The organism is Loktanella sp. D2R18 (assembly GCF_003318235.1).
In the GTDB taxonomy this organism is placed as follows: domain Bacteria; phylum Pseudomonadota; class Alphaproteobacteria; order Rhodobacterales; family Rhodobacteraceae; genus Yoonia.
Genome location: NZ_QOCG01000032.1, coordinates 82413 through 108705, shown reverse-complemented (window position 1 = coordinate 108705; position 26293 = coordinate 82413). Strand labels below are relative to the sequence as shown.

Annotated in this window: 26 protein-coding genes; 15 read left to right on the top strand and 11 right to left on the bottom strand. The window is 51.9% G+C overall.

Translation table 11 applies throughout. From position 1 onward, the window contains the following. The first annotated feature begins 7 nt into the window (after positions 1–7). Positions 8–508 (top strand): protein-export chaperone SecB, encoded by a 501-nt coding sequence (gene secB, locus DS901_RS17890; protein WP_113778301.1) that lies wholly within the window; start codon positions 8–10, stop codon positions 506–508. Here the strand turns inward: secB and dnaQ are convergent. From dnaQ to DS901_RS17870, 4 genes are read right to left on the bottom strand one after another with little or no spacing between them, the layout of a single operon-like run. Further along, a complete protein-coding gene (gene dnaQ, locus DS901_RS17885) occupies positions 501–1232 on the bottom strand; it encodes a DNA polymerase III subunit epsilon (protein ID WP_113778300.1) in 732 nt (243 codons plus the stop codon). The two genes, secB and dnaQ, sit on opposite strands and share 8 nt — an antisense overlap. Continuing rightward, entirely contained in the window at positions 1213–1815 is a 603-nt protein-coding gene (gene coaE, locus DS901_RS17880; protein ID WP_113778299.1) for a dephospho-CoA kinase, read from the bottom strand. Before coaE ends, dnaQ begins: the two co-directional genes overlap by 20 nt. After that, positions 1812–2639: a shikimate dehydrogenase gene (locus tag DS901_RS17875; protein WP_113778298.1), complete on the bottom strand. Its 828-nt coding sequence runs from the start codon at positions 2637–2639 to the stop codon at positions 1812–1814. The genes coaE and DS901_RS17875 overlap by 4 nt, the downstream gene beginning before the upstream one ends. Then, positions 2636–3235: a Maf family protein gene (locus tag DS901_RS17870; RefSeq protein WP_113778297.1), complete on the bottom strand. Its 600-nt coding sequence runs from the start codon at positions 3233–3235 to the stop codon at positions 2636–2638. The genes DS901_RS17875 and DS901_RS17870 overlap by 4 nt, the downstream gene beginning before the upstream one ends. A gap of 406 nt (positions 3236–3641) precedes the next feature. Here DS901_RS17870 and hemJ point away from each other — a divergent pair, with 406 nt between their 5' ends. From hemJ to DS901_RS17830, 7 genes are all read left to right on the top strand, one after another. After that, positions 3642–4091 carry a protoporphyrinogen oxidase HemJ gene (hemJ, locus tag DS901_RS17860; RefSeq protein WP_113778295.1) on the top strand — a complete coding sequence of 150 codons (450 nt, stop codon included), beginning with the start codon at positions 3642–3644 and terminating at the stop codon, positions 4089–4091. A gap of 120 nt (positions 4092–4211) precedes the next feature. Beyond that, positions 4212–5483, top strand: a complete 1272-nt coding sequence (gene rho / locus DS901_RS17855; RefSeq protein ID WP_113778413.1) for a transcription termination factor Rho — start codon at positions 4212–4214, stop codon at positions 5481–5483. 29 nt (positions 5484–5512) lie between these two features. After that, complete coding sequence (gene mnmE / locus DS901_RS17850) at positions 5513–6793, top strand: tRNA uridine-5-carboxymethylaminomethyl(34) synthesis GTPase MnmE (protein WP_113778412.1); 1281 nt, start codon at positions 5513–5515, stop codon at positions 6791–6793. Positions 6794–6804: 11 nt separating this feature from the next. Continuing rightward, on the top strand, positions 6805–8676 hold the full coding sequence (mnmG, locus tag DS901_RS17845) for a tRNA uridine-5-carboxymethylaminomethyl(34) synthesis enzyme MnmG (RefSeq protein ID WP_113778411.1): 1872 nt from the start codon (positions 6805–6807) through the stop codon (positions 8674–8676). 1 nt (position 8677) lies between these two features. Beyond that, positions 8678–9298 (top strand): 16S rRNA (guanine(527)-N(7))-methyltransferase RsmG, encoded by a 621-nt coding sequence (gene rsmG / locus DS901_RS17840; protein ID WP_113778294.1) that lies wholly within the window; start codon positions 8678–8680, stop codon positions 9296–9298. After that, positions 9285–10082, top strand: coding sequence for a ParA family protein (locus DS901_RS17835; RefSeq protein ID WP_303396733.1), 798 nt, complete (start codon positions 9285–9287; stop codon positions 10080–10082). The genes rsmG and DS901_RS17835 overlap by 14 nt, the downstream gene beginning before the upstream one ends. A 3-nt stretch (positions 10083–10085) precedes the next feature. Beyond that, positions 10086–10973 (top strand): ParB/RepB/Spo0J family partition protein, encoded by an 888-nt coding sequence (locus DS901_RS17830; protein ID WP_113778292.1) that lies wholly within the window; start codon positions 10086–10088, stop codon positions 10971–10973. On the opposite strand, the gene hemW is transcribed toward DS901_RS17830, so the two are convergent. The 3 genes from hemW to rph are packed head-to-tail and all read right to left on the bottom strand — an operon-like array spanning position 10970 to position 13429. Continuing rightward, on the bottom strand, positions 10970–12121 hold the full coding sequence (gene hemW / locus DS901_RS17825) for a radical SAM family heme chaperone HemW (protein ID WP_113778291.1): 1152 nt from the start codon (positions 12119–12121) through the stop codon (positions 10970–10972). The two genes, DS901_RS17830 and hemW, sit on opposite strands and share 4 nt — an antisense overlap. Beyond that, the gene (gene rdgB, locus DS901_RS17820) at positions 12114–12722 is read right to left on the bottom strand and encodes an RdgB/HAM1 family non-canonical purine NTP pyrophosphatase (protein WP_113778290.1); all 609 of its coding nucleotides are present in this window, start codon (positions 12720–12722) and stop codon (positions 12114–12116) included. The genes hemW and rdgB overlap by 8 nt, the downstream gene beginning before the upstream one ends. Then, positions 12722–13429, bottom strand: coding sequence for a ribonuclease PH (rph, locus tag DS901_RS17815; protein ID WP_113778289.1), 708 nt, complete (start codon positions 13427–13429; stop codon positions 12722–12724). The genes rdgB and rph overlap by 1 nt, the downstream gene beginning before the upstream one ends. 115 nt (positions 13430–13544) lie before the next feature. Here rph and hrcA point away from each other — a divergent pair, with 115 nt between their 5' ends. The 3 genes from hrcA to DS901_RS17800 are packed head-to-tail and all read left to right on the top strand — an operon-like array spanning position 13545 to position 16267. Then, on the top strand, positions 13545–14609 hold the full coding sequence (gene hrcA / locus DS901_RS17810) for a heat-inducible transcriptional repressor HrcA (protein WP_113778288.1): 1065 nt from the start codon (positions 13545–13547) through the stop codon (positions 14607–14609). 12 nt (positions 14610–14621) lie between these two features. Then, positions 14622–15173 carry a nucleotide exchange factor GrpE gene (locus DS901_RS17805; protein ID WP_113778287.1) on the top strand — a complete coding sequence of 184 codons (552 nt, stop codon included), beginning with the start codon at positions 14622–14624 and terminating at the stop codon, positions 15171–15173. Continuing rightward, the gene (locus DS901_RS17800; protein ID WP_113778286.1) at positions 15170–16267 is read left to right on the top strand and encodes a TPM domain-containing protein; all 1098 of its coding nucleotides are present in this window, start codon (positions 15170–15172) and stop codon (positions 16265–16267) included. The genes DS901_RS17805 and DS901_RS17800 overlap by 4 nt, the downstream gene beginning before the upstream one ends. Before the next feature lie 3 nt (positions 16268–16270). On the opposite strand, the gene mutS is transcribed toward DS901_RS17800, so the two are convergent. Continuing rightward, on the bottom strand, positions 16271–18898 hold the full coding sequence (gene mutS / locus DS901_RS17795) for a DNA mismatch repair protein MutS (protein ID WP_113778285.1): 2628 nt from the start codon (positions 18896–18898) through the stop codon (positions 16271–16273). 123 nt (positions 18899–19021) lie between these two features. On the opposite strand from mutS, the gene DS901_RS17790 reads away from it, so the two are divergent. Next, the gene (locus DS901_RS17790) at positions 19022–21277 is read left to right on the top strand and encodes an NADP-dependent malic enzyme (RefSeq protein WP_113778284.1); all 2256 of its coding nucleotides are present in this window, start codon (positions 19022–19024) and stop codon (positions 21275–21277) included. Then, on the top strand, positions 21277–22143 hold the full coding sequence (locus tag DS901_RS17785) for a ribokinase (protein ID WP_113778283.1): 867 nt from the start codon (positions 21277–21279) through the stop codon (positions 22141–22143). Before DS901_RS17790 ends, DS901_RS17785 begins: the two co-directional genes overlap by 1 nt. Here the strand turns inward: DS901_RS17785 and msrA are convergent. Next, positions 22140–22766, bottom strand: coding sequence for a peptide-methionine (S)-S-oxide reductase MsrA (msrA, locus tag DS901_RS17780; RefSeq protein ID WP_113778282.1), 627 nt, complete (start codon positions 22764–22766; stop codon positions 22140–22142). The genes DS901_RS17785 and msrA overlap by 4 nt on opposite strands. A 131-nt stretch (positions 22767–22897) precedes the next feature. Here msrA and DS901_RS17775 point away from each other — a divergent pair, with 131 nt between their 5' ends. Further along, a complete protein-coding gene (locus DS901_RS17775) occupies positions 22898–23797 on the top strand; it encodes a D-amino acid aminotransferase (RefSeq protein WP_113778410.1) in 900 nt (299 codons plus the stop codon). Further along, positions 23794–24492 carry an HAD family hydrolase gene (locus DS901_RS17770; RefSeq protein ID WP_113778281.1) on the top strand — a complete coding sequence of 233 codons (699 nt, stop codon included), beginning with the start codon at positions 23794–23796 and terminating at the stop codon, positions 24490–24492. The genes DS901_RS17775 and DS901_RS17770 overlap by 4 nt, the downstream gene beginning before the upstream one ends. On the opposite strand, the gene DS901_RS17765 is transcribed toward DS901_RS17770, so the two are convergent. Next, a complete protein-coding gene (locus tag DS901_RS17765) occupies positions 24487–24774 on the bottom strand; it encodes an SCP2 sterol-binding domain-containing protein (RefSeq protein WP_113778280.1) in 288 nt (95 codons plus the stop codon). The genes DS901_RS17770 and DS901_RS17765 overlap by 6 nt on opposite strands. A gap of 136 nt (positions 24775–24910) precedes the next feature. After that, complete coding sequence (locus tag DS901_RS17760; protein ID WP_113778279.1) at positions 24911–26125, bottom strand: argininosuccinate synthase; 1215 nt, start codon at positions 26123–26125, stop codon at positions 24911–24913. Positions 26126–26293 lie beyond the last annotated feature (168 nt).

Below are 26293 nucleotides of genomic sequence, written 5' to 3'. Positions count from 1 at the left end.
GTTTATAATGTCTGATACCCCTGAAAACGGTGCCGCCGCAGCGCAGGCCCCTCAAGTAACTAGCCGCGTGATCGCGCAATACATTCGCGATATGTCTTTCGAAAACATCCTTGCCCAAAAAGGTGTTTCCGGCGACGCACAGCCTGAAATTCAGGTCCAAGTGAACCTTGATGCACGCAAACGTTCTGCGGACAACCAGTACGAAGTCATCACAAAGCTGAACATCACAAGCAAAACCAAAGAAAAAGGTGAGCCGCTGTTCGTTCTTGAACTTGAATATGCTGGCGTTTTCCAAATCGAAGGCGTGCCAGAAGCACAAATGCACCCTTACTTGCTGATCGAATGCCCACGCATCACGTTCCCATTCGTGCGCCGCATCGTCAGCGACGTCACACGTGACGGTGGTTTCCCAGCCCTGAACCTTGAAACAATTGATTTTGTTGCACTTTACCGCTCTGAATTGGCGCGCCGCGCCGAAGCTGAAAAAGCAAAAGAAACAGTTAACTAAGCTTTTTCCACAAAGCATCGTCGCCCAATTTGTCAACAAAGGCAGTATGGGCGGCGGTTTCCTCTGCCGTGCGTTTAGACGCCAAGGGCTGGGGCCGCGCCGATGGGCGCCATTCTTCGGATTGATTGCTATTTGTTTTTGCACGCCCATCAGAGGCAAGCGCAAAATCTGGCTGACGGCCGCCGATCAATTCTAGATACACTTCCGCCAGAATTTCACTGTCAAGCAACGCGCCGTGCAAGGTCCGTGATGAATTGTCGATGTGAAAACGCCGACACAGCGCATCAAGTGACGCAGGCGATCCGGGGAATTTGCGTCTAGCAATTGCCAAAGTATCCAACGATTGGTCCATCGGCATAAGGGGAAGACCGAGCCAGCCCAGCTCTGCGTTCAGAAATTTCATATCAAACGCGGCATTGTGAATGACCATCCGCGCATCACCGACAAAATCGACAAAGCTTTGTGCGATATCTTTGAACAAGGGTTTATCGCGCAGGATGACTTGGCCGGGTTGCGGGTCTTGTGGGGGTTCTAGTAGATCGGGCCCGATCCCATGAATTGCGAACGCGTCGGCGGGCATTCTGCGTTCAGGGTTGATATATTCGTGGTAGGTCCGGCCAGTCGGCATATGACCAATGAGTTCAATCGCACCTATTTCAACAATACGGTCGCCGTCGTTGGGTTCAAACCCTGTCGTTTCGGTATCAAGTACGATCTCGCGCATCGGTTTGCCCTTTTAACTTTGTAATCAGGTTTTGCACGGCAAGGGCGGTCGCGTCTAGCGTCAGCGTTTCGATTATGTGATCGGCCCGGTCACGTTTTTCAGCGTCAGGTATTTGCCGCGCTAGGATCTTTTCAAATTGCGCTTCGGTCATGCCAGGGCGCGCCAAGACCCGCGATTTTTGAACATCCGCAGGGGCCGATACAACCAAAACGGAATCGAGCCATGCATCTGCGCCAGTTTCAAACAACAGCGGAATATCAAGCACAACGAGCGGGTCATTGTGATCTGCAATAAACTTTTTGCGGCTTGCTGAAACAAGCGGATGCACGACCTCTTCGAGTTGAAAAAGTACTTTCGGATCTTGCGCGAGTATGGTTTTTAACACGTCGCGTGACACCGCACCATCAACAATTGCCGCCGGCAAAAATCCGGCTATTGACGCTACAGCTGCACCGCCTTTTGTATAAAGTTCATGAACCGTTGCATCAGCATCCCAGACAGGAACGCCCGCATCGCGAAACATTTGCGCAGTTGTGGATTTTCCCATGCCAATGGACCCGGTCAGACCCAAACAATGTGTCACGCTAAAACAGCCCGACGGGTTGCTTCATCGACCTCGGGCCGCCGTCCAAACCAGCGTTCAAATCCAGGAACGCCTTGGTGCAACAGCATGCCCAACCCATCAACCGCCGTACAGCCGACCGCTTCGGCAGCTTTTAAAAACGGTGTGCGTAGTGGGTTATAAACAATATCGGTCACAACTGTTTCAGGGCGCAATGCGTCTAGCGAAACCTTAAAATCCGCAGCGCCTTTCATACCAAGCGACGTCGTGTTGACCAGCAAATGCGCGTCGGCCAGAGCCGTGTCAGCCTGCACCCAATCAACGACACGAATCCGTGCGCCAAAATCAGCGCGTAGCGCTTCCGCCTTGGCCCGGGTGCGATTGCTGATGATAATTTCGGGAACGCCGGCATCCGCAAGCGCTACAATAATTGCGCGCGCAGCGCCGCCAGCGCCGAATATCATCGCAGAACCAGATTTAGGGTCCCAATCGGGGGCACCCTGCCGCAAATTAGAAATGAACCCGTAACCGTCTGTATTATCTGCGAAAACACGCCCGTCTTCAGTGAAAGTAAGCGTATTTGCAGCGCCAATAAGCGTTGCGCGGTCCGTTATTTTATCCGCGAATTCCAACACAGAAATCTTATGTGGAAGCGTGACATTCATACCAACAAACCCTTGATTGGGCAGTTCACGTAGCGTTTTTCCCAAATCTTGTTCGCTGACTTCCAGCGCAGTATATGCGCCCTCAATCCCATACCGATCAAGCCAGTAGCTGTGCAATTTCGGAGACAGAGAATGTGAAATCGGGTTGCCGATCACGCAGGCGCGCGGCGTATTAGTCATGAGGGCAAATCCCCGCGTAACGTCAGATATGATAGTAGTTCCAAAAGTGGCAGCCCCAGCACGTTGAAATAATCCCCGTCAATGCGTGTGAACAATCGCACGCCTTCCTCTTCGAGCTTATAGGCTCCAACACTGTGGCGGATGCTTTCCCAGTTCCGATCGACATAATCCTGCAGATATGTGTCGCTTGCGTCACGCATTTGCAGCCGAACAGAGCCGACATGACGCCAGAGCGGCTTGCCTTCGCCGTAAATGACCGCCGCTGAGAGTAATTGGTGTTTATCGCCGCGCAGCGATTGCAGTTGTTCGAACGCCTGAGCCGGTGTTTCGGGTTTCGAGAATACTGTGCGACCCTTCGCCAAAATTTGATCACAGCCGATGACAAGTGCATCTGGGTGTCTCGACGCAACACGCTGTGCTTTGAGTTCTGCGAGAGTATCGGCAATATCACGCGGTGACGCTTCTTCGGCGGTCAGCGATTGACGGATCATATCTTCGTCGATGCGCGCTTTGGCGACGGAGAATGGCACGGCTGCATTGCGTAGCAAGGTCGCGCGAATTTCAGAACCAGAAGCCAAAATAATCGGGGTGGTCATGTGGATAACCCTTTGGAAAAACGATGTGTCAGCCTGCGGACATTCAGAGGGATAAAGACCACCACCCAGAAGCCTGTGCGAAAGTCACGAGTTGTGCCACCTGTTATGCCGATTTTTCCACCGCGGGAAAGCATAAGTCGACCCTGTGGAAGAATCGTCTCTCAAGTCAGTGTCAATATGAAGTCAGCACCTATCTGCAATCATCAAATCGCTGATAAAATATTGATAAATATGGGATAATTTTAAAGTATCTGCCTTTAAGTCAAATTTTTTCTGCTTGTTTTCCCTTGGGATAAGTCTGCGGATGAAAAAACAAACCACAAAAAATCGCTGTACTAACAACATCATCATCTTTTCTTTCTTTATATATTTATTAAGAGTGACTGACCGAAAGTGAGGCGATAACATGCTCGATTTTCTAAGTGTGTATTATGATTGGATCAAAGCGATCCATATCATGGCTGTGATTTCATGGATGGCCGGGATGTTTTATCTACCGCGACTATTTGTATATCATGCAGAACGGGCAGAAGTTGGATCAGATCTGGATCTAACATTTCAAATTATGGAAGAGAAACTGCTACGCGTCATTATTAATCCTGCGATGATAGTCACATGGGTAGCTGGGTTGATCATGTTGTCGATGGGCGCTTTTGATTGGGGATCTGTTTGGTCATGGTCGAAGATTATTGCTGTGCTGCTTATGAGCGGGTTTCACGGCTGGTTGAGTAAGCGCCGTAAAGAGTTTGTTGCTGGGGTGAATACGCGCTCTGGGCGGGTTTACAGGCTTGCTAATGAGGTCCCGACAGTACTGATGGTGATTATCGTGGTGGCGGTCGTTGTAAGGCCGTTTTAGCGGCGCGTTGACTTGGGGCGCCTAGTTGCCTATATCGGTTCCAGCTTCCCGTCCGGGAAAAGCATTTTCCATTTCTAAAACTGAATGACACTGGCCTACGGGTGAGTGCTGGATTTTATCATGTCACTACACCGTTTGAACCTGTCTGACCTAAAGGCGCAAAGCCCCAAGGATCTGTTGTCGCTTGCTGAAGAGCTAGAGATTGAGAATGCGTCCACCATGCGCAAAGGCGACATGATGTTCGCAATTCTCAAAGAACGCGCGGACGAAGAATGGGTGATTGGCGGAGATGGTGTTCTTGAAGTTCTTCAAGACGGTTTTGGTTTTTTGCGGTCGCCAGAGGCAAACTATCTGCCGGGCCCCGATGATATTTACGTATCGCCAGATATGATCCGTAAACATTCATTGCGCACCGGCGATACCGTCGAGGGCGTGATGAAAGAGCCAAATGACACCGAGCGTTACTTTGCGCTGACAGTCGTTGAGGCGATCAACTTTGAAGCGCCAGAAAAGGCAAAACATAAAGTTGCCTTTGATAACCTGACACCGCTCTATCCAGAAGAACGTCTGAAAATGGAGGTCGAAGATCCGACGATCAAAGACCGGTCTGCCCGGATTATTGATTTGGTATCGCCAATCGGGAAAGGGCAACGAGCCTTAATCGTGGCGCCACCGCGGACGGGTAAGACGGTTCTGCTGCAGAACATTGCAAACTCAATCGAGAAGAACCACCCCGAATGTTATCTGATCGTTTTGTTGATTGATGAACGCCCCGAAGAGGTGACCGACATGCAGCGGTCTGTGAAGGGTGAAGTTGTATCATCGACATTTGATGAACCCGCGACGCGCCACGTTGCCGTATCTGAGATGGTTATTGAAAAGGCAAAACGCTTGGTCGAGCATAAGCGCGATGTTGTTATTCTGCTGGATTCGATTACGCGGTTAGGCCGGGCATTTAACACGACCGTACCGTCATCCGGCAAGGTTTTGACCGGTGGTGTAGACGCGAATGCGCTGCAGCGTCCAAAGCGTTTCTTTGGGGCTGCACGGAATATCGAAGAAGGTGGGTCACTGACGATCATTGCAACTGCCCTGATTGATACTGGTTCGCGGATGGACGAAGTTATCTTTGAAGAATTCAAAGGGACGGGTAACTCTGAGATCGTGCTGGATCGCAAAGTTGCGGATAAACGCGTCTTCCCGGCAATGGATATCTTGAAATCTGGGACGCGGAAGGAAGAGTTGCTGGTTGATAAGGGCGATCTGGCCAAGACATATGTACTGCGTCGAATCTTGAACCCAATGGGAACAACAGATGCGATCGAGTTCTTGATCGGGAAGCTGAAGCAGACGAAGACAAATTCAGACTTCTTCGATTCAATGAACACGTAACTTATTGTTATAAGACAATGGGTTGAATGATGGATACGATTTTTGCCTTAGCGACAGCCAAGGGCCGAGCTGGTGTGGCCGTGGTGCGATTGTCTGGACCTCATGCAGTTAGATCTGCAGGAAAGTTGATGGGTGATGTACCTGTTAGCCGTGGCGTGCGTGTGCTAAGAGACCAGGCAGGACAGCTTCTTGATGAGGCCTTCGTGCTGCGATTTGCAGAAGGTAGAAGTTTTACTGGGGAAGAGGTTGTTGAGCTACACCTTCACGGGAGCCCAGCGGTGCTTTCGGCAGTTTTGCGTGAGCTTGGCAACGACCCAAAATTACGGCCAGCAGAGGCTGGAGAATTCACTCATCGCGCAATGGACAATGGGCAGCTTGATCTTGCGCAGGTTGAAGGCCTAGCAGATTTGATCGATGCGGAAACGGAAAGTCAACGTAGGCAAGCGGTCCGTGTTTTTTCGGGCGCTTTGGGGATGTTGGCTGATGGTTGGCGGATAAAATTGATCCGCGCGGCAGCACTTTTGGAAGCCACAATTGATTTCGCGGATGAAGAAGTTCCGGTAGATGTTTCACCTGAAGTTCGAGAGCTCATCGGTGTGGTGAAGAAAGAAATGCGGCGCGAAGCTGAAGGGGTCCGGATTGCGGAACGTTTGCGCGACGGGTTTGAGGTGGCGATTATTGGCGCGCCAAATGTTGGAAAATCCACTTTGTTGAACCGGCTGGCCGGACGCGATGTTGCAATTACCTCTGAAATTGCGGGAACAACGCGTGACGTGATCGAGGTACGGCTTGATCTGGATGGCATAGCGGTAACCCTTCTTGATACGGCTGGATTGCGCGATACTGACGATATAGTTGAAGGGCTGGGTGTCCAGCGCGCGCGTGAGCGGGCGGGGCGGGCAGATATTCGCGTACATATGTTGCTGCCAAATGACCTAAAACCGCAATATATTGGGGGTGATGATATTTTGGTTCACGCAAAGTCGGACTTGGGCCATGAAGATGGCCTTGCCGTTTCCGGTCAAACAGGGGCAGGAATTGACGATTTGGTTGATCAAATATCAGCGATTTTGAAGGAGCGAGTGGCCTCCGTTGGTATTGCAATGCGTGAACGGCACCGCGTCGCGATGTTGCGCGCAATCGACTTTCTAGAAGTGGCAGAGAAAGATTTGAGTAGCGAATTGGGCATGACTGACCTGATTGCTGAAGAACTACGGTCGGCAATTCGCGCAGTGGATAGCCTTGTCGGGCGGGTTGATGTAGAACAAGTCTTGGATGAAATATTTTCGAGCTTCTGCATCGGAAAATAGGAGTGTTTCACGTGAAACATTGTGACTTCGACGTGATCGTAATTGGTGGTGGACATGCGGGCGCCGAAGCTGCCCATGCATCCGCACGAATGGGTGCGCGCACGGCTCTGGTGACTCTTACGAAGCAATCTATTGGCGTAATGTCCTGCAATCCGGCAATTGGCGGACTTGGTAAAGGACACCTCGTACGCGAGATTGATGCACTAGATGGTGTCATGGCGCGTGTCGCAGATCGGGCGGGCATTCAGTTTAGACTGCTAAACCGCAAAAAGGGGCCTGCTGTACAAGGCCCGCGGGCGCAGGCAGACCGCGAAATATACCGCACTACGATGCAAGCTGAGCTAGATGTAGTAGAGAACCTCAAAATCGTTGAGGGAGAGGCGGTCGATCTCATTATGAAAAGCGGCCGCGTTGCGGGCGTTGTTATGGCGGGGGATACACAGCTATCAGCAAATAGTGTGATCTTAACGACTGGTACATTTTTGCGCGGCGTTATTCATATTGGAGAGGTCTCACGTCCTGGCGGCCGTATGGGTGACAAACCATCTGTCAAAATGGCGGAAAGGCTAGACAGTTTTGAACTGAGGCTTGGGCGACTAAAGACAGGCACTCCACCAAGACTAGATGGGCGCACAATTCGCTGGGATTTGCTGGAAGCACAACCAAGTGATGCGGATCCGACGATGTTTTCGTTTATGTCCAGCGCCGTTTTTGCGCCCCAAATTGATTGCGGGATAACGCATACAAATGAACGGACCCATGACATCATTCGCGCGAACCTTGACCGGTCGGCTATGTATGGGGGGCACATCGATGGTGTAGGTCCGCGATATTGCCCTTCAATTGAAGATAAGGTTGTGCGGTTTTCTGATAAGACGTCGCATCAGATATTTCTGGAACCAGAGGGTGTAAATGATGATACGGTTTATCCGAACGGCATTTCCACATCGCTTCCAGAAGAGATACAATGGGACTACGTGAATTCTATCTATGGCCTTGAAAATGCTAAGATATTGCAACCAGGATATGCGATTGAATATGATTATGTGGACCCTAGATCGCTTACGTCAACGTTAGAACTGCGGGATGTGCCGGGGCTTTATCTCGCCGGTCAAATAAATGGTACAACTGGTTATGAAGAAGCGGCGGCGCAGGGGCTTGTCGCTGGCTTGAATGCTGCTGCGCATTCTAAGGGTGCGCAACCGATCAAATTCAGTCGCCGCCATTCTTATATTGGCGTAATGATCGATGACCTGATTACAAAAGGTGTTTCAGAGCCATACCGGATGTTTACTTCTCGGGCAGAATTCAGACTATCCCTGCGGGCAGATAACGCGGATCAAAGGTTAACGGAGCTTGGGCATACAATTGGATGTGTGGGTAATGAGCGATGGGCGCAGTTTTCGGATAAGATGGACAAAATCTCTGCTGCGCAATCATCGCTGTCAACTATTTTTCTATCATCACGGGATATTGCATCCCAAGGCGCAAACTTGAACGTCGACGGGCCGCGCCGTTCAGCGCTTGAAGCGCTGGCACTGACCGATTTTGATTTTCCGCAGTTGACCCGTCTTGTACCCGAATTATCAGATATTTCTACTGATGTTCGAGATCAGATCAAAAAGGACGCACTGTATGCACATTATGTGCAACGCCAGCAGTCAGACGTTGCTGCGATGGAGCGCGATGAAAAGCAGATTATTCCAGCTGAGATCAATTACCGCGCGGTTAATGGGCTTTCAAATGAGCTTGTAAGTAAGCTTGAAACCATTCGGCCGGACGATATTGCGCAAGCGGGTCGCATTGAAGGGATGACTCCAGCGGCGCTTATGCTCATCGTTGCGATGTTAAAGCGCAATCATAAAGCAAAGACAGGTAGCTAGAATGGGACATGACGTCGGGGGAGTTAATGTTTCACGTGAAACACTTGATGACTTGCACAGGTTTTCGGAACTTGTTCAAAAGTGGACTACCAAGATTAACCTTATATCACCGAGCACCGTAAGTTCACTGTGGGAGCGACATATCGTTGATTCTGCACAGATATATGCGTCAGCGCCAAAAATATTTAACAAATGGGTCGATATAGGCAGTGGTGGTGGGTTTCCTGGTATTGTCGTCGCAATAATAGGCAAAGTTGCTCAACCAAATGCAATGTTTATCCTAATCGAAAGCGACCAGCGTAAAGCAACATTTTTGCGCTCAGCCATCAGAGAGCTGGACCTACCCGCAAAAGTACTTGCTGAACGTATTGAAAATGCAGCCCCTCAAAATGCAGATATAGTATCTGCGCGTGCGCTTTCTACCTTATCTACGCTGCTACCATTTGTTGAACGCCACCTAAAACCCGACGGACAAGCGATTCTTCACAAGGGAAAAAGAGCGAGGGAAGAAGTTGCCGATGCTGCGAATAACTGGCGCTTTGCGCTTGAAGACTCGCCTAGTTTGACCGATCCTGATGCTCAAATTCTTATCGTCAAAGGGATATCCCGTGTCAGTGAATAGCTGCAAAATTATCGCGATCGCGAACCAAAAAGGCGGAGTCGGCAAAACGACGACGACGATCAATTTGGGCGCAGCATTGGCCGAAAAAAAGAAAAAAGTCCTTTTGATTGATCTTGATCCGCAGGGGAACGCGTCAACTGGACTGGGTATTGAGCATGATCAGCGTGGTATCACAACATATGACCTGTTGTCTGGCGATGCGACTATGGAAGAGGCAGCGGGCGCAACCTCAATTAAAAACCTTTCCATCATTCCGGCAACGACCGATCTTAGCTCTGCCGATATTGAGCTGATGGATAACGAAAAGCGTAGTTTTTTACTACGGTACGTGCTGCAAGAGGCATCGCAATCTGTCGCAAAATATGACTATATATTGATAGATTGCCCACCATCTCTCAACATATTGACTGTAAACGCGATGGTGGCTGCGGATTCCATATTGGTGCCACTGCAAAGTGAGTTCTTTGCGCTCGAAGGCCTGTCGCAGCTTATCCTAACTGTGCGTGATGTTCGCCAGTCTGCGAATCCAGATTTACGCATCGAAGGCATTGTTCTGACAATGTATGACAGCCGTAATAATCTTTCGATCCAAGTTGAAGACGATGCCCGCGAAAATATGGGCGATATGGTTTTCAAAACGGTAATCCCACGCAACGTTCGACTAAGCGAAGCGCCGTCGTTTGCAATGCCGGTTTTGGAATATGATGGGACCTCAAAAGGCGCTATCGCCTATCGTGCGCTGGCGCGTGAAGTCATTCAAAAAAATACAAAAAAGAGGGCATAAATAATGGCAGGAAATGCAAAGAAATCACGCGGTTTAGGGCGTGGCCTGTCAGCGCTGATGTCCGATGTCGGGCAGGATGATACCTCAATTGATAGCCCGCGCCGCCCGGACCTACTCATTCCGGTCGAACATATTATCCCTAATCCCGATCAGCCCCGCCGCACGTTCCGGGATGATGCACTCAATGATCTGGCGTCGTCGATTGCTGAAAAGGGTATTATTCAGCCACTTATCGTACGGGTATCGCCCAATAATCCCAGCACCTACGAAATTGTCGCGGGTGAGCGGCGCTGGCGCGCTGCGCAGATGGCAAAACTGCATGAAATCCCTGTTCTTTTACGTGAATATACGGATACCGAAGTCCTTGAAGTCGCAATTATAGAAAACATTCAACGCGACGATCTGAATGCTGTGGATGAGGCTGCCGGGTATCGTCAATTGATGGATCGCTTCGGCCATACGCAAGAACAGCTTGCCACCGCATTGGGTAAAAGCCGCAGTCATATTGCCAACCTTTTACGTTTATTGAACTTGCCAGACGAGGTTCAAACCTATCTCGTGGAGGGCCAGTTATCCGCAGGTCATGCACGTGCATTGGTTGGGAACGAGCGTGCAAAAGAAATGGCCCGCGAAGTGATTCAGCGTAATCTGTCAGTGCGGGAAACCGAAAAGTTGGTCAAGCAGGGCCCGGCGATCAAACGGCGTTCGGCCACCGGTGCGCCTGTTGCAAAAGATGCAGACACAGTGCAAATCGAAAATGAGCTCACAGCTGCATTGCGGATGAAAGTAACGATTGATCATAAGCCTGGCGAAGAGGGTGGCAAACTCGCGATTAGTTATAAATCTCTTGATCAGCTTGATGATCTTTTGCGCGCTTTATCGGGTGGCTAATCCGCAAGAAGTTCGCGTAAGACTGCGTTTAGGATAGGGCGGCCTTTTGCCGTTAACACGAGGCGATCCGCATGTGTTTTCACCATTCCCATATCGGTTAAGTTATTGATATTGTGTTTAATATTTTTTGATATTCCGATCCGTTCGACTAATACACCTTCGCGCAACCGCATACCCATAAGCAACAGCTCGGACCGCTGATCTTCCGTTGATAACTTGCTACGCAAACTATCGCCATTTCCTGTCTTTCTGACCTGCGCCAACCATTGCGTTGGCGCTGACGGTGCCTCTGTCGCGTATCGGTTTCCTCCTAGCGTCAACCGACCATGCGCGCCGGGTCCAATCCCTGCATAATCGCCATAGCGCCAATAGATTTGATTGTGGACACTTTCAAAGCCAGGTCGCGCATGGTTTGAAACTTCGTAACTGTCAAAACTGGCCGCGGCGCATATGTCCTGCGTCAGAGCATACATATCGGCTGCCAAGTCATCATCGGGCAATCCACGTAGTTTTCCGGCGGCATAACGGTCACCAAATGCAGTGCCATCTTCGATTGTCAGCTGGTAAAGTGACAGGTGATCAATTGCTAAGCCCAAGGCTTGGGTCAATTCAGCCCGCCAATCTGCTAAGTTTTGCCCCTGACGGGCGTAAATGAGGTCAAAACTTACCCGATCAAACGTCTCTCTGGCCGTGTTGAAGGCCGTCAGCGCCTCCTGAGCGGTGTGAAGGCGACCTAGGGCACGCAAATCTTTGTCATTTAATGCCTGAATTCCCATAGAAACACGGTTAACGCCCGCGTCTCGGTATCCAGCAAAGCGTCCGGCTTCGACTGACGTTGGATTCGCCTCAAGTGTAATTTCGATATCATTCGCCATTGACCATGTTGCGCGTACCTTTGTCAGGACCGCATCGACCAGATCAGGATCCATCATGCTAGGTGTGCCGCCACCAAAAAACACAGATTTTAATATCCGTCCTTGGGTCTCGGCACCAATCCGATCAATCTCGCTTAGGTAAGCATCGCGCCACGCCGTTTGATCAATTTTTGCGACGACGTGGCTGTTGAAGTCGCAGTAGGGGCATTTGGCCTGACAAAAAGGCCAATGGATATAAAGGCCAAAGCCGCCGTGTTCCCAGTCTTCAGGCAAAACAGCCAGCGATCAGTTTTTGGAATGCATCAGCGCGGTGGCTGATCTTATTCTTTTCCCAGCGGTCCATTTCGCCAAACGTAATGCCATAGCCATTTGGTTGAAAAATAGGATCGTATCCGTGGCCTTGCTCGCCACGCATTGGCCAAACTATCTGTCCGGGCATCACACCTGGAAAGACCTCATCGTGACCGTCGGGCCATGCCAAAACAAGCGTGCAGCAGAACCGCGCAGTGCGTGGGTAGGGAGCAGATACAGACTCTAGCTCTGCCCAACTCCGCTCCATCGCCATGACAAAATCGCGGCCATTCGGGGTTTCAGCCCAGTCCGCAGTATAAACGCCGGGCGCGCCGTTCAGCCCGTCGATTTCAATACCGCTATCGTCTGCGAGCGCTGGCAACCCAGTTGCTTTTGCGGCAGCGTGGGCTTTGATCCGTGCGTTGCCAACAAATGTGGTTTCGGTTTCATCGGGTTCAGGCAATCCGTGATCGTCGTTTGACGTCAAACTCACCCCAAAAGGGGCGAGAAGCGCGATCATTTCGTCAAGTTTACCCTTGTTGTGGGTCGCTATGACTAATTCTTTGCCGTCAAATTTACGCATTAGCTGACCGCCGCCAGTTGTGCTGCCGTCAATTCTGCGACGCCTTTTTCTGCAAGATCCAAAAGTTCATTCATTTGCGCGCGCGTATAAGTGGATCCTTCGGCTGACATCTGTACTTCGACCAGTTTACCGCCCGTCATGACAAAGTTACCGTCAACGCCTGCTTCGCTATCTTCGGGGTAATCAAGATCAAGCACCTCTTGTCCCGCGTATATCCCGCAAGAAATCGCGGCAACCGGATCAACAAGCGGATCGGATATCACATCACCCGCTTTCATCAGTTTTTGCACGGCCAGTTTCAACGCAACCCAACCGCCAGTGATCGACGCACAACGTGTCCCGCCATCTGCTTGGATGACATCGCAATCGACGACGATTTGGCGTTCGCCCAACGCTACACGATCAACGCCAGCACGCAGCGACCGCCCGATAAGCCGTTGAATTTCTTGTGTGCGTCCAGATTGTCCATTTTTAGCTTCGCGCCGCATGCGGGTATTGGTTGCACGTGGTAGCATACCGTATTCCGCTGTGACCCACCCCAACCCGGAACTTTTCAAAAACGGTGGTACGCGTGCATCAATCGTTGCGGTGCACAAAACATGAGTGTTGCCGCATTTGATCAAGCAGGACCCTTCGGCGTGCATGGTGACATCTGTTTCGATGGTAATTTCACGCATTTCGTTTGTTTGACGGCCAGATGGACGCATAGGGTCACTCCTTTTGATTGCTTGAATGGGATACGCTGCCCACATATGAAATCCAACCCCGATTGACGCCGGGGCAGAGTTCGTTTTAATTGCGCAGCCTTCACCCGAGGATCAGATGCCAGATCAAACGCCCAATATTGCCGATATGAATGACCGCTCGCGCGAGGTCTTCCGCCGTGTGGTTGAAGGCTATCTTGAAAGCGGTGATCCCGTTGGATCGCGCACATTGACCCGTGATTTCACCGAAAAAGTAAGTGCCGCTACAATCCGAAATGTGATGCAAGACCTCGAATATCTTGGTCTTTTGGACAGCCCCCATGTCAGTGCGGGCCGTATCCCAACGCAGTTGGGGCTGCGGATGTTTGTTGATGGCTTGCTTGAGGTTGGCGATTTGGACGGCAAAGATCGCCAAACCATTGACCGAACTCTGGGCGGAAATGACACAGATGTGGCATCGGTGCTTGATCAGGTGGGGCAGGCGCTTTCGGGTGTGACCCACGGGGCCAGTCTGGTATTGACGCCAAAACACGAGGCGGCGATCAAACATATTGATTTTGTGTCGCTTTCGCGGGAACGCGCGCTTGTGGTTCTGGTGTTTGCCGATGGTCACGTTGAAAATCGGATTTTCACGCCCCCAGCTGGCCAAACCCCATCGTCCATGCGCGAAGCCGCGAATTTTCTGAATGCGATTGCCGAAGGTCACACACTTTCCGAACTCGGAAGCGTCATTTCGCGTGAAATAGCTGCCCGACGTTTGGAAATCGATAGTCTTGCCGCTGATTTGGTCGAAAATGGCTATGCGCTTTGGGAAAATGAAGGTGAACAAAGCGAGCGTCTTATCGTGCGGGGGCGTGGGAACCTGCTGGCTGATGGCGAAAACGAAGCCGATCTTGCCCGTATCCGGAGCCTGTTTGACGACCTCGAACGCAAGCGTGATATCGCGCAGTTCCTCGATTTGGCCGAAGATGGCGACGGTGTACGCATTTTTATTGGCTCTGAGAACAAATTGTTCTCACTTTCGGGTTCATCTCTGGTCGTTTCACCTTATATGAACGCCGACCATAAGATAATTGGCGCCGTGGGTGTCATTGGGCCGACTCGTCTGAATTACGGGCGGATCGTCCCGATTGTGAACTATACTGCACAGCGGATTGGCAAACTTGTTGCCGACCGCTCCTAAAGGAAGAAATTGATGGCTGACAACGAAGAGCAACTGCAAAGTCTTGATGAACTCGCTGCCGAAGGCGATGAAATGGATATTGCTGCGGAAGCTGGTTTTGAAGAAATCGAGGCGCTACGTGCAGAGCGGGACGAATTCAGAGACAAATTCATGCGCGCATTGGCGGATGCCGAAAACATGCGCAAACGGTCTGATCGTGATCGCCGCGAGGCCGAAAACTATGGTGGGTCCAAATTGGCCCGCGATATGTTGCCCGTTTACGACAACATGCGCCGTGCGCTCCAGTCTTCCGAGGATGCGGATAAAGAAACAAACGCTGCCTTGCTCGAAGGTGTGGAATTGACGATGCGCGAGTTGATCAGCGTGTTCAAAAAACACGGGATTGACCCCATCGTTCCTGAAGTCGGCGATAAATTCGATCCAAAAATCCACCAGGCGATGTTCGAGGCACCGCTACCGGGCACCAAAGCTGGCGACATCATCCAGGTCGCTGCCGAAGGCTTTATGTTGCATGACCGTTTGCTGCGCGCAGCACAGGTCGGCGTGTCGTCGACACCCGCATGATGAAATATTGGCTCAGAGCAGCGATTTTTTGTCTGCTCTGCGCCTCTGGTCCGGCGTATGCCCAAGACATTCCAGAAGATAACGACCTTTACGTCAACGACTACGCACAACTTCTAACCAATTCCGAAGAACAGCTTTTGCGAGAAACACTCGAAGAGCTTTGGAAAGCGCGTGGTGTTGAATTTACTGTTCTCACCATCAACAAAATGTCTGACTATGGTCATGACGGAGAGATTGAGCCCTTTGCCACCCGGCTTTTTAATGCTTGGGGAATTGGTCATGTGACACGCAATGATGGCGTGCTTCTTCTCGTCTCGCGGGATGACCAAAAAGTGCGGATAGAAGTCGGGTCGGGATACGGCAATCGCTTGAATGCGCCCATGCAGCGGGTGATTGATCGGACGGTCTTACCGAAGTTTCGCAACGGCAACTATGTTGACGGGATTTTTGACGGGGTGAATGAAACGATTTTTGAGGTCACCGGGCGATACCCAGGTCAATTTAATCTAACAGACGAAGAAATCGCGCGCGCGCAAAAGAGGGAAACGACGAAAACGATTTTAGAAATTATCGGTGTACTTTCGTTGGTTGTGTTTGTGCCTGCTGCGCCATTTTTGCTCATCTACGTTATCTATCGAATTTATAAGTATCGTAAACGCCGTGCGCCGCGATTTTGTCCGAATGACGGCACGCGTATGCGTCGCTATCTCGAAGAAACAGAAGACGCAAAAATGTCGCCAGGTCAAATCGACGAAGAGCGGCTTGCCAGCGTCGAACATGATGTTTGGTATTGCGATAACTGCGATCATATTCGTGTCGATTCCTATAATATCTGGAAAAGTAATCTGGGCGCTTGCCGCGAATGTGGTTTCCGTACTGTCGAGGGTGAAAGTACCATTGTAAGCCATGCGACCTACAGCTCATCGGGTAAGTGTAAAACAGACTACAGCTGTTTGCATTGCGAGGCGGATTACACTGTCTGGTCCACCATTCCAAAGCGGGTCAGGCAAACCAGCAGTAGTTCGTCCCGTTCTTCTTCTCGCTCACGTGGCGGCGGGCGTTCTAGTGGCGGTGGCGCAAGTGGCAGCTGGTAGGCCTTACACCATTCCGCGTAATTCATAGATCAGGGCGAGCGCGTCTTTGGGCGTGAGTTCATCCGGAAGAACGTCTTTCAAACGCGCCTCGACCTCAGAATCCTTGGTTTGAACTGGTGCAGGCGCGGGTGTCGCGGAAAACAGCGGCAAATCATCGATCAATGCCTTTTGTGCAGTACCACCGCTGCGCTCACCTTGTTCTAGCGCCTCCAACACGACCTTGGCTCGCGCGACCACGGCAGGTGGTAATCCGGCAAGGCGCGCGACCTGCACACCGTAGCTGCGATCGGCTGTGCCGCGTTTGACCTCATGCAAGAAAATCACGTCACCGTCCCATTCTTTGACGGTGACGGTCGCATTTTCGACGCCATCTAGCTTGTTCGAAAGGGCCGACATTTCGTGGTAATGCGTGGCAAATAGGGCGCGGCAGCGATTTACATCGTGCAGATGTTCTAATGTGGCCCAAGCGATCGATAGGCCGTCATAGGTGGCTGTACCGCGACCAATTTCATCTAATATGACCAAAGCGCGGTCGTCAGCTTGGTTCAAGATTGCAGCGGTTTCAACCATTTCGACCATGAATGTGGATCTGCCACGCGCCAGATCATCCGATGCGCCGACACGGCTGAAAATCTGGCTAACGGTGCCGATATGTGCTTTTTCTGCGGGCACAAATGCGCCCATCTGCGCAAGGATCGCGAGCAGAGCATTTTGTCGCAGGAACGTCGATTTACCTGCCATATTCGGCCCGGTGAGCAGCCAAATCGGCGCCTTTGTCAGACCGCAATCATTTGCAATAAATGGCTGTCCAGCTTTTTGCAAAGCTGCTTCAACAACCGGGTGGCGCCCACCTGAGATCGTAAAGGCGCGGCTGTCATCAACGACAGGCCGGGTCCAGTTTTCTGCCACTGCCAGATGCGCAAGCGAAGCCGCCAAATCAAACTCTGCCAAGGCCCGCCCGAGTGCGCCCAGCGGTCCTGATTGCGCAATAATTGACTGGATCAGGCTGGAATAGAGACGTTTTTCGATCTCAAGCGCACGTCCACCCGCATTTAAGATCCGCGTTTCAATTTCAGAGAGTTCAACAGTCGTAAACCGCACTTGATTGGCCGTGGTTTGGCGATGAATGAAGGTTTCGTTCAGAGGTGCCGCAAGCATTTTTTCAGCATGGGTCGCTGTCGTCTCAATAAAATATCCCAGCACGTTGTTATGTTTGATCTTCAACGATGCGATGCCCGAAAGCTCAACAAATTGTGCCTGCATCGTGGCGATGACAGATCGGCCTTCGTCACGCAGCTTACGCACTTCATCAAGCTCTTCATCATAGCCCGGCGCAATAAACCCGCCATCGCGTGATAAGAGGGGTGGCTCTGCGATCAACGCTTCATCAAGCAGGGTTAACAGATCGTCGTGACCTGTGAAGTCGCGCGCAGCTTCGGTCAGGACCGTAGGAAGGTCGCCTGACACAAGTTCTGAAAGCCCTGAAGCCTGTCCCAGCGTGTTGCGAATGGCCGCCATATCGCGTGGTCCACCGCGATCAAGCGCGAGACGCGAAAGCGCGCGATCAAGATCATGCACGCTGCGCAATTGGTCACGGATATCTGCGGTCATTCGTGTGTTCTTGGTTAAGAATTCAACGCTATCTTGTCGGGCATGGATCACGGGCAGGGCGCAAGCGGGCGATGACAAACGCCGTTCTAGCAGGCGCGCGCCACCAGCCGTTACGGTGCGATCAATACAGTGCAAAAGCGACCCTTGCTTGCCGCCGTTCATAGCTTGGGTCAGTTCAAGCGACCGCCGCGTTGCTGCGTCAATCTGCATAGCGGCAGATTGGCCTTCTTGGACGGGAGGGCGCAAAAGCGGCAGGTTCCCCCGCTGCGTGATATCTAGGTATTCTGCGACCGCAGACATGGCCGAAATTTCAACGCGCGAGAACCCACCGAAGGCGTCCAATGATCCGACTTTGTACAGATTGCACAGCCGCTTTTCACCAGACGTGCTATCAAAGGCCGCGGCCCCTAATGTGGTCAGTGTTGCCCCACTTTCAGAGACTATTTCAGCCCAATCTGTCTCATTTCCATCTATTACAATCACTTCGCGCGGGGTTAAACGCGCAAGTTCGGGGCCAAGTTGTACGCCGCTACAAGGCATCACGTGAAATGAACCGGTAGAAATATCTACCCATGCCAGTGCGCCTTGATCACGGATCACAGCATAGGCGGCAAGATAGTTATGGCGCCGTGCATCCAGCAGGGAATCTTCGGTCAATGTGCCGGGGGTTACAAGGCGCACGACCTCGCGTTTAACTACGGCTTTATAGCCGCGCTTTTTCGCTTCGGCTGGGCTTTCCATTTGTTCGCAAACCGCGACGCGAAAGCCTTTGCGGATGAGCGTCAAAAAATAGCCTTCGGCGGCGTGGTGCGGCACGCCACACATTGGGATATCTTCGCCGTTGTGTTTGCCGCGCTTGGTTAATGCGATGTCCAATGCTTCGGCGGCGGCAATCGCGTCGTCAAAGAACATCTCGTAAAAATCGCCCATCCTATAGAACAACAAAGCATCAGGATGCTCCGCCTTGATCTCTAGGAATTGCGCCATCATTGGCGTTACACTGGATTTATTGGTGCTCATTCACGCCCCCGCATCATCGGGGTGACATTACCGAGCCGATGTTAGCGACGAAACCCCGAAATGAACCCGTTGCGGGTTCATTCGAGAAACCGTTATGAATGTCGAACAAAATTGGGGGATACCATGGCTAAAACAAAAATGACCCGCGAAGACGCGTTGCAATTCCACATGCAACCAAATCCAGGAAAGTGGGAAATTCAGGCCACGGTACCGATGACCACGCAGCGCGATTTGTCGCTGGCCTATTCCCCCGGCGTGGCGATCCCCTGCGAAGAAATTCATCGCGATCCTACAACGGCTTACGACTATACCAACAAGGGAAATTTGGTCGCTGTTGTGTCCAATGGCACCGCAGTTTTGGGCCTTGGGAACCTTGGCGCGCTGGCGGGTAAGCCGGTGATGGAAGGGAAATCAGTTCTCTTCAAACGGTTTGCTGATGTGAACTCGATTGATATCGAATTGGATACCGAAGACCCGGACGCCTTTTGCGACGCGGTACGGCTCATGGGGCCGACATTTGGCGGCATTAACCTTGAAGATATCAAAGCGCCAGAGTGCTTTATCATCGAACAACGCCTGAAAGAGGAAATGGATATCCCCGTTTTCCACGATGACCAGCACGGGACAGCGGTGATTTGTGCGGCGGGGTTGCTGAATGCGCTGCATCTGTCCGGCAAAAATATTGAAGAGGTAAAAATCGTTTTGAATGGTGCGGGTGCCGCGGGGATTGCATGTCTTGAGCTGCTTAAATCGATGGGCGCGACCCATGACAATTGCATCATGTGCGATACCAAAGGCGTTATTTATCAAGGTCGTACCGAAGGTATGAACCAGTGGAAATCGGCCCATGCCGCGCATACGGACGCGCGCACGCTTGATGATGCAATGGAAGACTGCGACGTCTTCCTTGGCGTCAGCGCAAAGGGGGCTGTTACGCAAAAAATGGTGCAAAGCATGGCACCAAACCCTGTGATTTTTGCGATGGCAAATCCGGACCCTGAAATTACCCCCGAAGATGCCCACGCCGTTCGCGAAGATGCGATTGTCGCGACAGGACGCAGCGATTACCCGAACCAAGTGAATAACGTTTTGGGCTTCCCTTATCTGTTTCGTGGCGCGCTCGATATTCATGCCCGCGCGATTAACGATGAAATGAAAATCGCCTGTGCTGAGGCTTTGGCCGGGTTGGCGCGCGAAGATGTTCCTGACGAAGTTGCGATGGCTTACGGCAAAAAGCTCACCTTTGGCCGGGATTACATTATTCCGACGCCGTTTGATCCGCGCCTTATTCACCGTATTCCAACGGCCGTTGCGCGAGCGGGCATGAAAACCGGCGTTGCGCGTCGCCCGATTGTTGACATGGACGCCTATGAGGCGACGCTGATCGGCCGGATGGATCCGACCGCGTCAATCTTGCGCAGCTTGAACGCCCGTGCGCGTGCGAACCAATCAACCGTCGTTTTTGCAGAAGGTGACGATCCGCGTGTTTTGCGTGCTGCCGTGATGTACCAGCGCGCTGGGCTTGGTCAGGCGCTTGTTGTTGGGCGTGACGCGGATGTTGCTGAAAAACTGACAGCCGAGGGGCTCGCCGATGCGGTTCCGGAATTGACTGTCGTTAACGCGGCTTCGACGGATCATCTTGAGACCTACAAAGATTTCTTGAACACGCGTTTGCAGCGCAAAGGGTATGATGGCCAAGATATTCACCGGCTTGCTGCCCGTGACCGCCACGTTTTCGCAGCCTTGTTGGTCGCGCATGGTCATGCAGATGGGATGGTGACAGGGGCGACACGCAAATCGGCGCATGTGCTAGAACTGATTAACCACGTGTTTGACGCGCAGCCGCATGATGGCGCGGTTGGTGTCACGGCGGTACTGCATAAGGGCCGGATCGTGTTGATCACGGATACATTGGTACATGAATGGCCGGATGAGCAAGATTTGGGCGATATTGCAGAACGTGGGGCATCGGTTGCACGTGCATTGGGTCTTGAACCGCGCGTTGCGTTTTTGTCGTTCTCGACCTTTGGCTATCCAGTGTCCGAGCGGGCCGAAAAAATGCACAAGGCCGCCAGCGTATTGGACGGTCGGAACGTCGATTTTGAATATGAAGGCGAAATGACTGTTGATGTCGCGCTTAATGTGCAAGCGCAGGAAAATTATCCGTTCTCACGTCTGACGGGACCCGCGAACGTGCTAGTGGTGCCGGCGCGGCATTCTGCGTCTATTTCTGTCAAGCTGATGCAAGAAATGGCGGGTGCGACGGTCATCGGCCCAATTCTTTCAGGTGTTGGCAAGCCGGTTCAGATTTGTTCAACTGTCTCTACTGTAAACGACATCATGAATATGGCGGTCATTGCCGCTTGCAAGGTCGACTAATGGCAATTTGGAATCTCGGGTCGATCAACGTCGATATCGTCTATGCGGTGCCGCATATTTTGGTTCCCGGTGAAACGCTTGCGTCAACGCAGCGTGACACGTTTCTAGGCGGAAAAGGCGCAAATATGTCAGTGGCCGCTGCCCGTGCGGCGGCCCGTGTCAATCATATTGGTGCGGTCGGACATGATGGGGTTTGGGCGTCGGATCGGTTGCTTGAATACGGCGTCGATACCCGAAATATCGCTGTGTTAGACACTGATACAGCGCAAGCGATCATCATGGTTGACCCCCACGGTGAAAACGCGATTGTGTTACACCCCGGGGCGAATGTTGAAATTCCACAAACGGTTTTGCAAACCGCGATGGCTGAGGCACAGACAGGCGATTGGATCGTTTTGCAAAACGAAACCAATCTTCAACGCACTGCAGCGCGTATGGGTAAAAAAATGGGCCTTCGGGTCGCCTATGCCGCCGCGCCATTTGATGCAGACCGTGTGATGGCGGTATTGCCATACTTGGATTTCTTGATCTTGAATGCTGTCGAAGCTGCACAGCTTCAGGCGGCGACCGGGCATGAACCGCAAGACCTGCCTGTCCGCGATGTAATCGTGACTTTGGGTGCCGATGGTGCCGATTGGTACGGACCCAGCAAAAAACAGCATTTTGATGCGATCAAGGTTGATCCGGTGGATACTACCGGCGCTGGCGACACGTTTACGGGCTATGTTCTGGCAGGGCTTGATCGCGGTATGACGATGGAGCAAGCGATCGGGCAGGCGACCAAGGCGGGCGCATTAATGGTCACCCGCCATGGCACGGCAGATGTGATCCCGGATTTGTCCGAGGTCACCGCGTTTCGGCCTTAGTGCGTAAACGGCGCAGCATCACCCCATAGTTCTGACACACGCTGATCCCGCCCGCAGGCATTGCGGTAAAATGCATAGGCTTCGCTTTGGCGTTTCGGCCCACGGCGGGTCAGCACAATGGATTCCCCCGCATAGTAATCTTGGTGGTAGGCTTCGGCCTCGTAAAACCGAGATTCTTGCAAAATTGGCGTTACAATGCGCTGACCAAGATCGTTTTGTGCGGCGGTTAAAGCGGCCTGAGCAGAGGCAGTTTCAGCGGTGTTAGAGACGAAAATGGCCGTGCGGTAGACATCCCCGCGATCACAAAACTGACCACCGGCATCTGTTGGGTCAACAGATCTGAAAAACGCGTGAAGCAACTGATCATAGCTCACGATGTCGGCGTCATAAGTGATTTGTACGGCTTCATAGTGGCCGGACCCTTTGATCGTTTCATAGGTAGGATTTGCTGTGGTGCCACCTGTGTAGCCTGACACGACCTCGATCACGCCGTTAACCTTTTCAAAGTCACTTTCGACACACCAAAAGCATCCGCCAGCAACAGTGGCAGTTTGGATATTTTCGGCCGCGGCCATTTGGGCCGCAGGGATCATAAAAACGGCGGCAATCATTGATTTAAGCATTGGGTACTCCTTTAGTCGCATCCTGTTTAATGGGGCGTGGCTGCGCAATGCACGGCGGTGTGATCTCACGCGGTGTTTATCGCTTGGAACATTTGACGACCTGTCCTAGCTTCCATTCAAAGGAGTTCAAAATGACCGAAGTCACCACCCATCAAGCCGCCGAAGACGCGCGCAACGAAGATATCCTCATCTATCTGAACGGACAGATTGTGCCAAAATCGCAAGCCGTGGTGAGCGTCTATGACAGCGGGTTCATGTTGGGTGATGGTGTGTGGGAAGGCCTACGGCTTTATGATGGCAAATGGGCGTTCTTGGACGAACATATGGACCGCTTGTTTGAGGCCGCCAAAGCAATTGATCTTGATATAGGGTTAGATCAAAAAAGCGTCATTTTAGCCATGTTAGAGACACAAAAGGCGAATGAAATGACCACAGACGCCCACGCGCGACTGATGGTGACACGTGGGATAAAAACAAGGCCCTTTCAGCATCCGAGCCTGTCCCAACAAGGCCCGACATTTGTGATTATCATGGAGCATTCTCAGCCAAAAATCCCGCGCCCAATCACCTTGGCGACGGTTCCGCACTTACGTGGGCTGCCGATGACTCAAGATCCAAAACTGAATAGCCATTCCAAGCTGAACTGTATCCTTGCTTGCATCGCCGCACAAAAGGCCGGCGCGGATGAGGCACTGATGCTCGACCTGCATGGGTTCGTGAACACGACGAATGCTTGTAACTTTTTCATCGTGAAAAAGGGTGCCGTTTGGACCAGCACGGGTGATTATTGCATGAATGGTATAACCCGCCAAAAGGTGATCGATCTGTGCCGTGCCAATGATATTCCAATTTTTGAGCGAAATTTCAGTCTGGTAGATACCTATTCGGCGGATGAAGCGTTTCTGACGGGCACATTTGGCGCACAAACTCCAGTCAGCACGATTGATGGGCGTGTGATTGGGACGGGTGAATTGGGGCCGATGACCATGCGGCTACGCGAACTTTACAAAGATTTGGTGGACCACTCATGAGACTGGCAATGTGGTCAGGCCCGCGGAATCTGTCGACGGCGATGATGTATAGCTTTGGGAACCGTTCCGATTTCGCGGTTTGGGACGAACCATTCTATGCGGCCTACCTCGCGATGACGGGTTTGCATCACCCGATGCGAGACGAAATATTGACCGCGCATGAAACGGATAAAAATAACGTCGCCGTGCATTGTTTAGACACTACTCTGGCCCAAAAGCCACATTTTTACATGAAGCACATGGCACATCATATGATTGATGGCATGCCGCTTGATTGGGCGCAGGAGTGTGTAAACGTACATCTGATCCGACATCCCGCGCGGGTGATTGCGTCTTATGGAGTGAAGCGATCGGAAATGACGTTTGACGATATAGGTTTTGCGCAGCAGGCAGCGATCTATGATAAGCTCGGAGGATATGTGATCGACAGTGCCGATATTCGCGCCAACCCTGAAAAGATGTTGCGCAAACTGTGCGGTGCAATTGGATTGGATTTCGGACCGGCGATGTTGTCCTGGCAAGCAGGTCCGCATGTGGGGGACGGAATTTGGGCGTCACATTGGTATAATGCCGTGCATCAAAGCACAGGGTTCGCGGGCGCCGAAGGGCGGTTGCCGGAACTCGACGGCGCAGCCGCTGATCTTTGCGCGCAAGCCTTGCCGTATTATGAAAGGCTCGCGGCGTTGAAATTATGATTTCAAAAGCTGGCCTAGCTTCATCGCCACTGCGACTTCGCCTGAAACTTTGATCTTGCCCATCGCAAAAGCGGTCATTGGGTTCAGATCGCCTTTGATCAACTTAGCTAGGTTGGAATTAGAAATATGAATTGTGCAATCCGCAGGAAGATCAGCCAGTTCGGCCTTTTGATCCACAAGCGTAATCGCACCGCTGTCTTTGCAGTCGAATTTGATCACCTTGTCCAATTCAACTTTGTCTAATCCACGCTGCATTTTCGCTGCGATCTCTTCCAAGGACATGATGCCTCCTGCGTTTTGTTATTCCTGCCTGTTTGCAGTGCACAAAAGGCGATGTCTATGAAGACGTTGCGGCGTCTTGGAATGCTATATGCATGAAAGCGAAGCGCGCTAAGTTCTGGCGCGCTTCGCTGGTATTTTAGGCTTTGCGGTTACGTGCCGCCAGCAGTTTCAAACGCAGCGCGTTCAGCTGGATAAAGCCTTGAGCGTCGGTTTGGTCATAGGCGCCGGCGTCGTCCTCAAAGGTCACGTGGGCTTCAGAGTAGAGGCTGTTATCGGACCAGCGGGCGACGGTGTTGACCGACCCTTTGTACAGTTTCACACGCACGGTGCCGCTGACATGTTCTTGCGATTTGTCGATCATCGCCTGCATCATTTCGCGCTCTGGTGAGAACCAGAAACCGTTATAGATCAGTTCAGCATAGCGCGGCATGATGCTATCTTTGAGGTGGCCAGCGCCGGAATCGAGCGTGATCTGCTCAATCCCGCGGTGCGCCTCAAGCAAGACAGTGCCGCCCGGTGTTTCATAGATGCCGCGTGATTTCATGCCGACAAAGCGGTTTTCAACCAAATCAAGACGCCCAACACCGTGCTTGCCACCAAGCTCGTTCAGCTTGGTTAGGATGGTTGCTGGTGACATTGCTTCGCCGTTGATTGCAACCGCGTCGCCTTTTTCAAACGTGACTTCGACCATTTCGGGGGTGTCAGGCGCGTCTTCTGGGTTCACTGTGCGCTGGTAGACGTATTCTGGTGCTTCTTGCGCCGGGTCTTCCAGTACTTTGCCTTCGGACGATGTGTGCAGAAGGTTTGCGTCAACGCTGAACGGGGCTTCGCCACGTTTGTCTTTGGCAACAGGGATTTGGTTCTTTTCAGCGAACTCAAGCAATTTTGTCCGGCTGGTCAGATCCCATTCACGCCAAGGCGCGATGACCTGAATGTCGGGGTTCAATGCATATGCCGCCAATTCAAACCGCACCTGATCGTTGCCCTTGCCGGTTGCACCGTGGGATACGGCGTCTGCGCCTTCGGCCTCTGCGATTTCAACCAAACGCTTTGAAATCAGCGGACGCGCGATAGATGTACCCAGCAGGTAAATGCCTTCGTACACAGCGTTTGCGCGGAACATTGGGAACACAAAGTCGCGCACGAATTCTTCGCGCAAATCTTCGATATAGATGGCGCTTGCACCCATCATTTCGGCCTTTTTACGGGCAGGTTCTAGTTCTTCGCCTTGGCCAAGATCAGCCGTAAACGTAACAACCTCGCATCCGTATTCCGTCTGAAGCCATTTCAGAATGATCGAAGTATCGAGGCCACCAGAATAGGCGAGAACAACTTTTTTCGGAGCGGTCATGCGAGGGGCCTTTTTTGTCAGGGTTATTTACTCCGCGCGATAACGGTTTTCGACGACCAGAGCAAGGTTAGCGGCGTTGACGAACACCATGTCGCATGCGACGAAGTGGCAACTCGCTTAAAAAGGGAATAATTTAGTGGCTTTTCAAATAATACGGCACGCGTTTGC

Excerpts from the sequence above, each read along its gene's own strand:
- hrcA (WP_113778288.1), top strand. The coding sequence starts at position 13,545 with ATGCCAGATCAAACGCCCAATATTGCCGATATGAATGACCGCTCGCGC.
- DS901_RS17770 (WP_113778281.1), top strand. The coding sequence starts at position 23,794 with ATGAGACTGGCAATGTGGTCAGGCCCGCGGAATCTGTCGACGGCGATG.
- rho (WP_113778413.1), top strand. The coding sequence starts at position 4,212 with ATGTCACTACACCGTTTGAACCTGTCTGACCTAAAGGCGCAAAGCCCC.
- mnmE (WP_113778412.1), top strand. The coding sequence starts at position 5,513 with ATGGATACGATTTTTGCCTTAGCGACAGCCAAGGGCCGAGCTGGTGTG.
- hemJ (WP_113778295.1), top strand. The coding sequence starts at position 3,642 with ATGCTCGATTTTCTAAGTGTGTATTATGATTGGATCAAAGCGATCCAT.
- dnaQ (WP_113778300.1), bottom strand. The coding sequence starts at position 1,232 with ATGCGCGAGATCGTACTTGATACCGAAACGACAGGGTTTGAACCCAAC.
- DS901_RS17785 (WP_113778283.1), top strand. The coding sequence starts at position 21,277 with ATGGCAATTTGGAATCTCGGGTCGATCAACGTCGATATCGTCTATGCG.
- DS901_RS17830 (WP_113778292.1), top strand. The coding sequence starts at position 10,086 with ATGGCAGGAAATGCAAAGAAATCACGCGGTTTAGGGCGTGGCCTGTCA.
- DS901_RS17800 (WP_113778286.1), top strand. The coding sequence starts at position 15,170 with ATGATGAAATATTGGCTCAGAGCAGCGATTTTTTGTCTGCTCTGCGCC.
- rsmG (WP_113778294.1), top strand. The coding sequence starts at position 8,678 with ATGGGACATGACGTCGGGGGAGTTAATGTTTCACGTGAAACACTTGAT.
- rdgB (WP_113778290.1), bottom strand. The coding sequence starts at position 12,722 with ATGCGTAAATTTGACGGCAAAGAATTAGTCATAGCGACCCACAACAAG.
- DS901_RS17805 (WP_113778287.1), top strand. The coding sequence starts at position 14,622 with ATGGCTGACAACGAAGAGCAACTGCAAAGTCTTGATGAACTCGCTGCC.
- DS901_RS17790 (WP_113778284.1), top strand. The coding sequence starts at position 19,022 with ATGGCTAAAACAAAAATGACCCGCGAAGACGCGTTGCAATTCCACATG.
- msrA (WP_113778282.1), bottom strand. The coding sequence starts at position 22,766 with ATGCTTAAATCAATGATTGCCGCCGTTTTTATGATCCCTGCGGCCCAA.
- DS901_RS17760 (WP_113778279.1), bottom strand. The coding sequence starts at position 26,125 with ATGACCGCTCCGAAAAAAGTTGTTCTCGCCTATTCTGGTGGCCTCGAT.
- mutS (WP_113778285.1), bottom strand. The coding sequence starts at position 18,898 with ATGAGCACCAATAAATCCAGTGTAACGCCAATGATGGCGCAATTCCTA.
- DS901_RS17775 (WP_113778410.1), top strand. The coding sequence starts at position 22,898 with ATGACCGAAGTCACCACCCATCAAGCCGCCGAAGACGCGCGCAACGAA.
- DS901_RS17765 (WP_113778280.1), bottom strand. The coding sequence starts at position 24,774 with ATGTCCTTGGAAGAGATCGCAGCGAAAATGCAGCGTGGATTAGACAAA.
- DS901_RS17870 (WP_113778297.1), bottom strand. The coding sequence starts at position 3,235 with ATGACCACCCCGATTATTTTGGCTTCTGGTTCTGAAATTCGCGCGACC.
- DS901_RS17875 (WP_113778298.1), bottom strand. The coding sequence starts at position 2,639 with ATGACTAATACGCCGCGCGCCTGCGTGATCGGCAACCCGATTTCACAT.
- secB (WP_113778301.1), top strand. The coding sequence starts at position 8 with ATGTCTGATACCCCTGAAAACGGTGCCGCCGCAGCGCAGGCCCCTCAA.
- rph (WP_113778289.1), bottom strand. The coding sequence starts at position 13,429 with ATGCGTCCATCTGGCCGTCAAACAAACGAAATGCGTGAAATTACCATC.